Genomic DNA, 12,548 nt, shown 5'->3' with positions numbered 1-12,548 from the left:
TTTTCGTGCGTTTTTGGGGATGCGCGGGATTCAGGCCGTGCGGCAGCCTTTTATCGCGCCAGCGCATACCTCAGCTGTACGACGCCGCCTTCGAGCGGTCTGGAATCGATTAATGATACTTCTTGGAAGGCATATTTCTCTTGGTCGAGCAGAATGTTTAGTCCTTTTCCCTCCAGTACGGGAGCAATGTTGAAGATAAGCTCGTCGACGAGGCCTTGGCCGAGAAAGGCTTGATGAAGCGCGCCTCCGCCGGACAAAAGCGCGGTCGAATGCCCCTTGTCTCGAAGATAATCTAGCGCCTCTTGAGGCGAACTCGCGATCTTGGCGCCCGGTAACTCCTTTGCGCTTGCGGAGACGACGACGATGTCGAGATCCGCGAACGGGCCGCCTCCGCCGCCGTTGCCCGCCATCGCCTCGTATGTCCGCCGGCCTACGATGAAATTGCCCGCTGCTTTGGCTTGCGCGGCGAAGTCGGCCAGCGCCTCCGGTTTGGGGGGATTTTCAGGACCCGATTGCGCGTAATTTCCGTTTGCAGTCAACGTTGCCCATAGAATGGTTTTCATAGTCGAACCTCCGATTGTTATTGAATTCGTTCAATGACGCTCCTAATGCTAGCCGCGACCCGATCGGGCCGGTCCTCCTGGACGTAGTGCGATGCGTCCTCCAATATCTCGGCTTCGCTGTTCGGCAGGTAGCTCTGCCATCTTCGCATCTCGTCAAGCGGGAACCCCGCGCTGTCGCGCGCCCCCCAGACGATTCGGGCGGGCAGATCGGCAATTGCCGGAAGCCCGGCTTCGATGCCGGCGAGCCATTTCCGCGCTTTTCGGATGCTGCGGGGGAACACCCAGGTCGGTATTCTCGATGCCGGCGTAGGGTATGGATCCGTGTAGGCTTTTGCGAGCGTCTTTGTTACTTTGTTCGCTTGATGGATACCGCTCGGCAGAATCTTGCGCGCGAAAAAGTTGCGCCTGGTCTGCAGCCAGTAGCCCAAGGGCCAGCCGCCCATAACGATGGAGAAGAGCTTCATCGCGGTCAGCTTGGCGGGCCATGCCCACGTGTTCATGAGCACGATGCCCCGCACGTTATCCCTGTTGCGTACCGCATAATTCAAACCGATCGGACCTCCCCAGTCCTGAACGACCAGGACGATGTCCGTCAGACCGAGCGACGCGATCAGCTCGCCGAGCGCCTCAGAATGCTCCTGAGGCGTATAGCCATAGCCGGACGGTGCGCGAGACATCCCCATGCCGGGGTAATCCAACGCGATCAGGCGGCACTCTCCGCGCAGCGCCTTGATGACGTTGCGATAAAGATAAGACCAGGTGGGATTGCCGTGCAGGAGCAGAACGGTCTGTCCCCGGCCCTCGTCCACGTAATGAATCGTGCCGCCCCGATACGGCAGCCACCGATCCTCGAACGGATACTCCGCGGGATCGACTTCGAATGGTTTTTGCATGCTCACGCCCTCCTTTCCCGGTTGTCGATCGCGCGCTCGATCAACCCTGTACATAGCTTAATGGCCTATGGTACATTTGAAAAGTAGTTACATTTAAGTGCAATAGTTTCATAAAATGAACTACGGAGGACGATAGCCGATGAAACCCGATCAAGCATGCCAAGGCACGATCGAACCGCTGCTGGAAATTTTGGACGGAAAATGGACGCTGCCGCTGCTGCGCGACCTGTTCAACGATGTCAAGCGGTTCGGGGAACTGAGGCGATCGCTCCATCCGATCAGCCCGAAGACATTAACCGACCGGCTGCGGATGCTGGAAGAGAAGGGGATCGTGACGCGAACGCTTTATCCCGGCGTGCCGCTTCACGTCGAATACGAGCTCACGGACAGCGGCCGCAGGCTGCAGCCCATCTTCGCCGCGATGAGCGAATGGGCGCGAGCGGAGGCGCCCTGCGAACGAGCCGAGCCGGAAGCGGAGGCATCCCTCGGCGCGGCGGCGTCCGAATAAGGCGAATGCCTGCGCAAAAAAGAACCGCACAAGAAATGTGCGGTTCTCCATCATGTCTTCATAAACGCAAGGCTCAATGCCGCACGCCCGCGCTGCAAGCACGAGAACCGCACAGAAAATGTGCGGTTCCGCATCATGTCCTCATGGACGCAAGGCTCCATGTCGTACGCCGGCGCCGAATGCGCCAGAACCGCACAAAAAATGTGCGGTTGCGCGCCAAACCCGCCGGCCGGAGAAGCTTCGCGCCTTACGCCGGCGCCAAACTCGCATGCTGCAAAGCTCCGCGCCCCGCGCCAAGCCCGCACTTCCCTTCGCTCCCGGCAATCTACCTGATCGCCCTGAAGCTCGCGTCTGCCGCCTCGAGCGTCCTGTCAACGTCCGCCTCCGTGTGCGCGGTCGTCAGAAACCACGCCTCGTACTTCGACGGCGCCAGATAGATGCCGCGCGACAGCATCTCGCGGAAGAACGCCGCGAAGCGCTCGCCGTCGGTGTCCTGCGCCTCGTCGTAGTTGGTGACGGGGTGGTTGCAGAAGTGCGTCGAGATCGCGCCTGCGATGCGGTTGACCGTCAGCGGCACGCCGTGACGCGCCGCGGATTCGCGCAGGCCGTCGGCGAGCCGCGTGCCGAGCACCTCCATGCGCGCATAGACGCCCTGCTCGCGGAGCACTTCGAGGCAGGCGATGCCCGCCGCGATGGAGGCGGGGTTGCCGGCCATCGTGCCCGCCTGGTAGGCGGGGCCGAGCGGCGCGACCTGCGCCATGATTTCGGCGCGGCCGCCGTAGGCGCCGATCGGCAGGCCGCCGCCGATGATTTTGCCGAGCGCCGTCAGGTCCGGCTCGATCGCGGCCAGGTCGGGGAACGCCGCCGCATACGTCTGCGTCGTGCCGTAGTGGAACCGAAACGCCGTGATGACCTCGTCGTAGATCACAAGCGCGCCGGCCGCGCGCGCCATGCGGCACACGTCCTCGAGAAATCCCGGCTTCGGCATCACCATGCCGAAGTTGCCGACGATCGGCTCGATCATGACGGCCGCTACGTCGTCGCCCCAAGCTTCGAGCGCGAGCCGCAGCCCTTCGGTGTCGTTAAACGGCACCGTGATCACTTCGCTCGCGATGCTGACCGGGATGCCCGCGCTGTCGGGGATGCCCAGCGTCGACGGACCCGAGCCCGCGGCGACGAGCACAAGGTCTGAGTGGCCGTGGTAGCAGCCGGCGAACTTGACGATCTTGTTGCGCCCGGTGGCCGCGCGCGCGACGCGAATCGTCGTCATGACGGCTTCGGTGCCGGAATTGACGAAGCGCACCTTGTCGAGCGACGGGATCGCTTCCTTCAGCATGCGCGCGAGCGTCACCTCGCCTTCGGTCGGCGTGCCGTACAAGGTGCCGTTCTGCGCGGCGCGGACGATCGCCGATGTAACGTGCGGATGCGCATGGCCGGTGATGATCGGGCCGAATGCGGCCAGGTAGTCGAGGTAGCGGTTGCCGTCGACGTCCCAGAAGTAGGCGCCTTCGGCGCGCTGCATGAACACGGGGGCGCCGCCACCGACGGCCTTGAAGGAGCGCGACGGGCTGTTGACACCGCCGACGATATGGCGCTGCGCCTCCTCGTAGAGGCGGGCGGATTCGGGTCTTACGTTCGATGGTTGATTCAAATCGGACATGTACGGTGACCTCCTGAGCGAATGGGATAAGGGCGGTTAGGTGCGGAAACGTCAAGGGACCGCCGATTCGGCGGTCCCCGGTAAGGTCGGTTATGGCGCTGCGCTCGACGAAGGAGACGCGGAGCCGGACGGCGAAGGCGACGCCGCGGACGTATCCGAAGCGAGCACTTCCTGGATGTACTCGCGGAGCTTGTCCTCGTCGCGGATGCCGATCGTCGAGCCGCCTTTGGTCTGCTCGACCAGGTTGTCCATCGGCGGCAACTGAGCGGAGCCCGCCTGGTGCGACTTGTAGCCGAGGCTGGCGAGCTTCCACATGTCGTTGACCGACATGTTGGTCTCGATATAAGGCACGACCTGGTTGAGGATGGTCGGCAGCTTGATCAGGTTCCAGCCGGACTGCAGCTTGTCTGCGACCGCGCCGAGGAAGGCACGCTGGCGCTCCGTGCGCGTGTAGTCGCTCAGGCGGTCGTGCCGGAACCGGACGTACTGCAACGCATGATCGCCGTCGAGGTGCTGCTGCCCCTTTTTAAGATGAATGTCGAACATATGCTTGTCCGCGGCCGACTCGTAGTCCATGTCCTTCTCCACGTAGAAGTCCACGCCGCCGATCGCGTCCACCAGCTTGATGAAGCCCTGGAAATCCGCGTACACATAATACTGAATATCAAGTCCGGTCAATTCGGAGATCGTCTTCATCGACAGGTTGGGCCCGCCGATCGAGAGCGCCGCGTTAAGCCGGTCGGAGCCGTGACCCGGTATCTTCACGTACGTATCGCGCAGGATCGAGAAGAGATGCACCTTCTTTGTCGTCGGGTCGAACGATGCGACGAGCATCGAGTCCGAGCGCGGCGTTTCCCCCTTGGAGAGCCCTCTGTTGTCTCCGCCCATGAGCAGGACGTTGACGCGTTCGGTGCCCGTCCACTCGGGAGGCTGCTCCTCCGGTTTCTCCGGAATGTTGCTGAAGATCGAGTCTTCCTTCGGCTTGTCGAGCTGGTCGAGCGCGTGATACGTATTGTAAAAGTACCAGGCGGCAAAGCCGATTACGATTACTAATATGGAGAGACCCGTGTAGAGGGGCCACCTTCTCTTTTTTCGCGGCTGGCTGCGCATCCTCATGTTCCCTTCGTTTTACGTTAAGATCAATCTCCTGTAAGATATCATATTGAATTATATAGTTCCCGCACGACTCGAATCAAGTAAAGTCGAATTACGGAGGAATATGGAATGTTAGCCATCGACGTACGCGATCTGCGCAAGCAGTTCAACGTTCAGAAAAACCGCGAAGGCATCGGCGGTGCGCTTCGGGACCTTTTCAAGCGCGAATATACGGAAGTGACCGCGGTCAAGGATATCAGCTTCCAGATTCCGCAGGGCGAGATTTGCGGCTATATCGGGGAGAACGGCGCCGGCAAGTCGACGACGATCAAGATGCTGACCGGCATCCTCGTCCCGACGTCCGGGCATATCAAGGTCAACGGCTTCGTGCCGCATAAGGAAAGGGAGAAGTTCGTCCAGGGCATCGGCGTCGTGTTCGGCCAGCGCAGCCAGCTGTGGTGGGACATCGGCGTCATCGAGTCGTTTCGGCTGCTGCGCAAGGTGTACGGCGTCGGCGAAAACGACTTCAAGCGTCTGCTCGACGAGCTCGTCGAGACGCTGTCGCTCGGCGAGCTGCTGAACCGGCCGGTGCGCAAGCTGAGCCTGGGGCAGCGGATGCGCTGCGAGCTGGCGGCGGCGCTGCTGCACAACCCGTCGATCCTGTTCCTCGACGAGCCGACGATCGGCCTCGACATCGTGGTGAAGACGGAGATCCGCGAGTTTTTGAAACGGATCAACCGGGAGCGCGGCACGACCATCCTGCTCACGACGCACGACCTGCAGGACATCGAGGCGCTCTGTTCCCGCGTTATTATGCTCGACGACGGACGTATTATCTATGACGGAGGGCTGGAGGAGCTCAAGACGCGCTGGGGCAAAGGCCGCGAGGTCGTCTTCACGTTCGGCGACGCCGTGCGGGCGGATAAGCTGGCCGCGCTGACGGAGGGCATGGACGTAAAATGGAGTCTGGGCGACGCCTTTACCGCGACGGTGTGGATTCCGCTCGAGATCAACGTGTCCGAGGTGCTGTCGCGCGTCGTCGGCACGATGGAGATCAGCGACATCAAGATTATCGAGACGAACACCGAGGAGATCGTACGCGAGATTTACCGGACGGGCAGCGCGCAGACGCCGGCGGAGGTGCTTGCCGAAGGCGGTTCGGGCATCGGCGGTTCTGACGGCGACAGTTCGCAGCCGACCGCACAGGCGGAGGCGATCAAGCCGTGAATGCCGCTTATTTCGAATTCATTCGCATCCGCTTTTTGACGATGCTCGCTTACCGCGTTAATTATTATAGCGGCATTATCGTTTATGCCATTAACATCGGCGCGTACTACTTCCTGTGGAAAGCGATCTACGGCGATGCGGAGACGCTGGCGGGTTTTACCGTGGAGCAGATGACGACCTACGTGGCTGTGTCCTGGATGGCGCGCGCGTTTTATTTCAACAACCTGGACCGCGAGATCTCGAACGAGATTCGGGACGGCAGCGTGGCGGTGCAGATGACGCGTCCGATCAATTATTTAATGGTGAAAATGATGCAGGGCTTCGGCGAGGGCGTGTTTCGCCTGCTGCTGTTCATGGTGCCGGGGATGATTCTGGCCACGCTGCTTTTCCATGTGACGCTGCCGTCTGACCCGATGCGCTGGATCGTGTTTTTTATCATGATCTGGTTCAGCTTTCTGATCAATACGCAGCTCAATATCTTGACGGGCCTGTTCGCCTTCTTCGTCGAGAACAACGAGGGGCTCATGCGCATGAAACGGGTGCTCGTCGACCTGCTGTCCGGCGTCGTGGTGCCGATCGCCTTTTTCCCTGCATGGGGGAGGGCCGCCATGGATTGGTTGCCGTTCCAGGCGATCACGTATTTGCCGAGCTCGGTGTTCACGGGCAGGACGAGCGACGCCGAGACGTGGCACGCGCTGCTCATCCAAATCGGCTGGTTCGCGGTCCTCATCATTCCGATCGTGCTCATGTGGCGGTCGGCGCGTCGCCGGCTGTTCGTGCAGGGAGGCTGACAAAATGAGACTGTCGAGACTGGGCTACACGTTCGGCCTGTTCAAGGAATACATCGCCAATTATGCCAAGGTCAAGCTGACGTACCGCGCCGACTTCTGGGTGGAGGTCGTGAGCGACCTGCTTTTTTCGCTGACTAATTTGTTGTTCATCTTTATTGTGTTCCAGCACACCCCGACGCTCGGGGACTGGAGCGAATCCGAGGTCGTGTTCGTTTACGGCTACTTCATGATCGCGCAAGGGGTGTTCGGCGCCTTTACGAACTTGTGGAACTTCGGCGATCGCTACATCATCAAGGGTGAGATGGATCGCGTGTTGACGCGGCCGGCCCACTCTTTGGCTCAGGTTATGCTGGAAAACGTGGACCCGCCGTCGCTCGTCTCCTCGCTCGTCGGACTCGCGATCATGGGCACGGCGTGGGGGAAGCTCGGGCTCGCGTTCGACTGGTACGACCCGTTCGTGCTCGTCGTGATGGTGCTGGGCTCGGTGCTCATTTACACGGGCATCTACGTGACGCTGGCGGCGATCTCGTTCTACTCGGACGCGCCGACGGGCATCATCCCGCTCATGTACAACATCCAGAGCTACGGCCGCTACCCGGTTCAAATTTATAACCGCGGCATCCGCTTTTTGCTCACCTGGGTGCTGCCGTTCGCCTTCGTCGGCGTGTATCCGGCCATGTTTTTCCTCGAGGCGCATCGCAGCGTCTTCATGGCGTGGATGACGCCGGTCGTCGGCCTGATCGCGGCGGGCATCGGCCTCGCGGTATGGAACCGCGGCGTGAAGCGGTACCGGGGGGCGGGGAGCTAGGGGGAAAAGCGCCGCTATCGCACGTGAGTTTACTGCTCTCCGGGCGATAGCGGAAGAAAGTTCCGCTAAGGCGCTCTGACGCGGCGCGCTGTGGGGCGATAGCGGCACGGAATGCCGCTAAGGCGCTCTTGCGCGGCGTGCTGCGGGGTGATAGCGGCATGGGATGCCGCTAAGGCGCTCTGGCGCGGGGCGCTGCGGGGCGATAGCGGCATGGAATGCCGCTAAGGTGCTCTGGCGCGGGGCGCTGCGGGTACTAGCGGCATGGAATGCCGCTAAGGTGCTCTGGCGCGGCGCGCTGCGGGGTGATAGCGGCATGGAATGCCGCTAAGGTGCTCTGGCGCGGCGCGCTGCGGGGTGATAGCGGCATGGGATGCCGCTAAGGCGCCTAGCGCGGCACGCTGCGGGTGATAGCGGCATGGGGTGCCGCTAGGGCGCTCTGCCGCGGTGCGCTGCGGGGCGATAGCGGCATGGAATGCCGCTAAGGTGCTCTTTGCGCGGCGCGCTACGGGTACTAGCGGCATGGGATGCCGCTAAGGCGCTCTGGCGCGGCACGCTGTGGATGATAGCGGCATGGCATGCCGCTAATGCTTGCCGCCGCTCAGAGCCGCACTAAGACTAAATAGTCCCTTATGCCGAGAATAACGTACCGCCTCCTGCGACAACCGAATTTCGCCCAAGCCCTGGACAAATTCCTCTTGCCCGCAAAGGCGCGGAAAAGTATACTCATTTTATAAATATTTGCGCGTGAAGAACACCGCCTCTCCTATTGGAGCTGGCGGTTTTTTTATTGCCGCTTATGGGAGGAAGGCGTCGAATGGAAGAGTTATATTGGAAATGGCTTGAGGAACAGCGCCGGGGGCGTACGGGCGAATCCTTGCGCAGGCTGCTCGAAGGACACGCTTTTAACGAAGCGTTATTTACGAAGGAAATATGGCTTAAGGGTGTAGGGAATTTAAATTATCTAAAAGCGGAATATGAGGTACCCGGCTTTGGAGAGGGATACTTTTACGTCGATAATGCTTACTTGAGACCGCCTTACAAGGTTGGTTGGGAGATTGACGACTTTAAGACGCATGGGCAGCACACGAGTCGGCGAACGTTCGAATACGAGCGAGAGCGGCAAAACCACCTTGTACTCAACGGCTGGATCATATTTCGCATGCCCTTGGATATGATCCGTGACCAGCCTAACAAATGTCGACGGTTTGTCCAGTTCACGCTGGGGAAGCTGTATGGCGACTTCGGGGAAACGAAAGAGATCTCTCTTCCGCTGAAACAGCGGGAGATCGTCAGATTCGCGAATAAGCTGCAGCGGCCATTCTCACCTGCCGAAGCATGTGATGTGCTTGGCATCCGTCCGCGACATGCACGCAACCTTTTACACGAAATGACCGAGCAAGGCTGGCTGGAAGCAGCCAGCGGCGTCCAACGCGTGCGGACCTATCGTCTTGGTCAAAAAGGGAGTTACTTTGAAACGTAAGATGCCGTTAACGGTCGGCGGGTAGCACGGTGACACACATTAACGGCACGCAATGCCGCTAACGGTCTTTGGTTAGCGTAGGGACACGCATTAGCGGCATGCGGTGGCGTTAAGGGGTGGTGGGGAGCAAATTGACGCATATTAGCGGCACGCGGTGCCGCTAACGGTCTTTGGGTAGCGTAGGGGCACGCATTAGCGGCACATGGTGCCGCTAGTGGTAGATTGGTGGTGCGACGATGGGCGTTAGCGGCACGCGGTGCCGCTAACGGTCTTTGGGTAGCGTAGGGGCATGCATTAGCGGCACATGGTGCCGCTAGTGGTAGATTGGTGGTGCGACGATGGGCGTTAGCGGCACGCGGTGCCGTTATGGGTCAGCAGGGAGCACGGTTACGCGCATTAGCGGCATTTCGTGCCGCTAGTAGTCGATTGGACGAATCGGTGATGGGTGATAACGGCACGCGGTGCCGCTAACGGTCTTGGGTTAGCGCAGGGGCATGCATTAGCGGCATTTGGTGCCGCTAGTGGTTGGTTAGTGGTGCGACGATAGGGGTTAGCGGCACGCAATGCCGCTAATGGTCTTTGGTTAGCTTAGGGGCACGCATTAGCGGCATTTCGTGCCGCTAGTAGTCGATTGGTCGATTCGGCGACCGTGATAGAGGCACGCGGTACCGCTATTAAAACCGCAAAAACAAATGATCGACGATTTGCGACAAAACTTGAATAAAATTCAAGTTTTATATTGACATGGACAAACTGTTCGTGATAACTTGAACTAGCAGTTAACTTAAACGATTAAGTCAACCGAGAAGGAGTGGGATCGATTGCCTGAAAAAAACAAAATAGCGAAGACGCTGGCGCTCACGATGGTGCTGGTATCGGCCGCAGGATGCGCAGGCGGGAATGCGGGATCCGGCGGGCAGGACAGCAGTCCGGAGACCGCAACAAAAGACACTTCGCCCAGTCAAAATGTAAGCGCTGACATCAAGCCTGAAAAGGGTGCTTCCTTGTTGGTATGGGAGTCCGACGGAAACGAACGGGCGTTTTTGCAGGAGATAGGCAAGCAATTTGAAACCGCTTACGGCGTGAAGGTCAAGGTAGAGGTCGTCCCGTCCATCGACACGGTCGGGAAGCTCATGACGGACGGCCCCGCGGGACTGGGCGCGGACGTGTTCTCCTCGCCGCACGATGCGATCGGCAAGGGCGTGAGCGCCGGCCTGATGCTGCCAAACGACCGTACGCAGAACGACGTGCTCGAGAACGTCATGCCGTCCGTCGCGCAGGCGATCACTTACAAGGACGTGCTCTACGGCTACCCGATGTCGGCCGACACTTACGCGCTCTACTACAACAAGAAGCTGATGCCCAAGGAGCCGGCGACGTTCGAGGAGCTGCTGGCGTTCGGCCGCGCGTTCACCGATCCCGTCGCCAAGAAGTACGGCCTCGCCTGGGATGTCGCCCAGATTTATCAGGCGCATGCCTTCATCGCAGGCTACGGCGGCTATATTTTTGGCGACGACGGCACAAACCCGGAAGATATCGGACTGAACGGCGAAGGCGCGGTCGAAGGCATGAAGTTCGCGAGGAGTCTGAAGGCGCTGTTCCCCCTGAATACGGCGGACATCAACAACAACGTCATCTCCGGCCTGTTCCAGGAGGGCCGGGCGGCGGCGATGATCGAAGGCACGTGGCAGATGGCCAACCTGCGCAAGGCGGGCGTCGACTTCGGCGTCGTCCAGCTGCCGCTGCTGCCGAACGGCGAGCATCCGAAGAGTCTCATCAGCGTGCGGTCGCTGTTCGTCAATTCCTACACGAAATATCCGAACGCAGCCAAGCTGTTCGCGGAGCTGGCGACGAGCCGCGACAACGCCAAGCTCCGCTATGAGATGACCGCGCAGCTGCCCACGCGGCGAGATCTGGTGAGCGATCCGGCCATCATAGCCGATCCGAACGTCTCCTCGTTCCTCGCCCAACTGCAGAACGCGACGCCGCTGCCCGTCATCCCCGAGACCTCGGCACTGTGGGTGCCTTCCTACGCTGCGCTGTCCGTCATCTGGAACGACGACCGCGCTGACATTAAAAAGACGCTGGACAACATGGCGAATCAGATGCGCACCGCCATGAAGACAAACGGATGAGCCGGGGAGATCGCGCGATCGCGTATCGCGCCGGTCCGGCGGGCCCGGCGACGGCGGGGCTGCTGTCCGCGGTCTGCGCGGGTGGGGGGCAGCTGCTGAACCGCCAATACGCCAAGGGCGCAATTTTCATGGCGGCGTACGCCGTCGCCCTGATCGTCGGCGTGCCGCGCATCGGCCGTGCGCTCGAAGGACTGATCACCCTTGGCGACACGCCGACGCGGATCGTCGACGGCACGCTCGTGCGGGGAGACCATTCGATTTTCCTGTTGATCAACGGTCTGCTCGCCCTGTTCGCGGGCGCGGCGCTGCTGCTGCTCCACGCGTTGAACGTGGCCGACGCTTATCGACACCGCGCTGCCTTGATCGCGGGCGGAGGGGCGTTCTCCGGGACGCGCCGGTACGGCGACGCAGCGGCGGCGGCCCAAGCCCTCCCGAAGCTTGGGCGAGCGGCGCCGACCCATCGTCGCCCCCGCGACGGCCGGACGGCATTGCTGCTGCTCGCGCCAGCGCTGCTATTCGTCCTTTTCGTATCGGTCGTGCCCATGCTGTTTAACGTGCTGATTGCCTTTACGAATTACGCGTCGCCGAACCATATTCCCGACCGCTCCCTTGTTAGCTGGACCGGCCTGCAGACATTCTCCCGCCTGCTGTCCGACCGGGCATGGACGTCGACCTTCGGCGGCATCTTCGCCTGGAACGTCGTCTGGGCCGTGCTGTCCACGCTTGTCGCCTACTTCGGCGGCCTGGCCGTCGCGCTGTTGATCGAGCACCGTTTGGTCCGGTTCAAAAAGCTGTGGCGAACGGCGTTCGTGCTGCCCTGGGCATTCCCCTCGTTCATCGCGATCCTCGTCTTCCGCGTGCTCTTCAACGGCGCGCTCGGTCCGGTCAACGGCTTGCTGGAGCGCGCGGGACTGCCCGCCGTCCCTTGGCTGTCCGACCCGACGGTCGCCAAGCTGACGGTGCTGCTCGTGCATTTCTGGATGTCGATGCCGTTTCTGATGGCGCTGCTGGCCGGCATCCTCACGACGATCCCCAAAGATCTGTACGAGGCGGCCGAGGTGGACGGCGCGGGCGGCGCGTCGAAGTTCAGACGGATTACGATGCCGCATGTGCTGATCGCGACGTCGCCGATTCTGATCATGCAGTTCGCATCGAACTTCAACAACTTCAACCTGATCTATCTGCTGACCGACGGCGGACCGCCGAATCCCGACTACTACTTCGCGGGTTCGACCGACATTCTGCTGTCCTGGATCTACAAGATGACGCTCGAGCAGAACCAGTTCAACATGGCTTCGGCCGTCTCCATCGTCATGTTCGTCGTCGTCGCGCTCGTCTCCGTGCTGAACTACAGCCGCACCCATTCGTTCCGAGAAAAGGATTGAGCG

The 12,548-nt window shown here is 60.7% G+C and carries 11 protein-coding genes; 7 read left to right on the top strand and 4 right to left on the bottom strand.

The genetic code is table 11. From position 1 onward, the window contains the following. Positions 1-50: 50 nt before the first annotated feature. The gene (locus tag KVT38_RS08535) at positions 51-563 is read right to left on the bottom strand and encodes a dihydrofolate reductase family protein (RefSeq protein WP_217593277.1); all 513 of its coding nucleotides are present in this window, start codon (positions 561-563) and stop codon (positions 51-53) included. Positions 564-580: 17 nt separating this feature from the next. After that, complete coding sequence (locus KVT38_RS08530; RefSeq protein ID WP_217593276.1) at positions 581-1,456, bottom strand: alpha/beta fold hydrolase; 876 nt, start codon at positions 1,454-1,456, stop codon at positions 581-583. Between the two features lie 139 nt (positions 1,457-1,595). Between KVT38_RS08530 and KVT38_RS08525 the strand changes: the two genes are divergently transcribed. After that, the gene (locus KVT38_RS08525) at positions 1,596-1,964 is read left to right on the top strand and encodes a winged helix-turn-helix transcriptional regulator (RefSeq protein WP_217593275.1); all 369 of its coding nucleotides are present in this window, start codon (positions 1,596-1,598) and stop codon (positions 1,962-1,964) included. A 325-nt stretch (positions 1,965-2,289) separates the two neighbouring features. On the opposite strand, the gene KVT38_RS08520 is transcribed toward KVT38_RS08525, so the two are convergent. Both KVT38_RS08520 and KVT38_RS08515 read right to left on the bottom strand, forming a co-directional pair. After that, the gene (locus tag KVT38_RS08520) at positions 2,290-3,624 is read right to left on the bottom strand and encodes a glutamate-1-semialdehyde 2,1-aminomutase (protein WP_217593274.1); all 1,335 of its coding nucleotides are present in this window, start codon (positions 3,622-3,624) and stop codon (positions 2,290-2,292) included. A gap of 90 nt (positions 3,625-3,714) precedes the next feature. After that, positions 3,715-4,734: an LCP family protein gene (locus tag KVT38_RS08515; protein WP_217593273.1), complete on the bottom strand. Its 1,020-nt coding sequence runs from the start codon at positions 4,732-4,734 to the stop codon at positions 3,715-3,717. 114 nt (positions 4,735-4,848) lie between these two features. On the opposite strand from KVT38_RS08515, the gene KVT38_RS08510 reads away from it, so the two are divergent. The 6 genes from KVT38_RS08510 (at position 4,849) to KVT38_RS08485 (ending at position 12,545) form a co-directional block, all read left to right on the top strand. After that, positions 4,849-5,946, top strand: coding sequence for an ABC transporter ATP-binding protein (locus KVT38_RS08510; protein ID WP_217593272.1), 1,098 nt, complete (start codon positions 4,849-4,851; stop codon positions 5,944-5,946). After that, the gene (locus KVT38_RS08505) at positions 5,943-6,737 is read left to right on the top strand and encodes an ABC transporter permease (RefSeq protein WP_217593271.1); all 795 of its coding nucleotides are present in this window, start codon (positions 5,943-5,945) and stop codon (positions 6,735-6,737) included. Before KVT38_RS08510 ends, KVT38_RS08505 begins: the two co-directional genes overlap by 4 nt. 4 nt (positions 6,738-6,741) lie before the next feature. Beyond that, positions 6,742-7,545 carry an ABC transporter permease gene (locus KVT38_RS08500; protein WP_217593270.1) on the top strand — a complete coding sequence of 268 codons (804 nt, stop codon included), beginning with the start codon at positions 6,742-6,744 and terminating at the stop codon, positions 7,543-7,545. Between the two features lie 814 nt (positions 7,546-8,359). Further along, the gene (locus tag KVT38_RS08495) at positions 8,360-9,025 is read left to right on the top strand and encodes a DNA-binding response regulator (RefSeq protein WP_217593269.1); all 666 of its coding nucleotides are present in this window, start codon (positions 8,360-8,362) and stop codon (positions 9,023-9,025) included. 821 nt (positions 9,026-9,846) lie between these two features. Beyond that, positions 9,847-11,160 carry a sugar ABC transporter substrate-binding protein gene (locus tag KVT38_RS08490; protein WP_217593268.1) on the top strand — a complete coding sequence of 438 codons (1,314 nt, stop codon included), beginning with the start codon at positions 9,847-9,849 and terminating at the stop codon, positions 11,158-11,160. Beyond that, positions 11,157-12,545: a carbohydrate ABC transporter permease gene (locus KVT38_RS08485; RefSeq protein ID WP_217593267.1), complete on the top strand. Its 1,389-nt coding sequence runs from the start codon at positions 11,157-11,159 to the stop codon at positions 12,543-12,545. The genes KVT38_RS08490 and KVT38_RS08485 overlap by 4 nt, the downstream gene beginning before the upstream one ends. Positions 12,546-12,548: the final 3 nt, after the last annotated feature.

It is taken from the genome of Cohnella sp. GbtcB17 (genome assembly GCF_019091135.1).
In the GTDB taxonomy this organism is placed as follows: Bacteria; Bacillota; Bacilli; order Paenibacillales; family Paenibacillaceae; genus Cohnella.
Note: the sequence above shows the minus strand (reverse complement) of the source record. Positions and strands in the feature narration are given on the sequence as shown.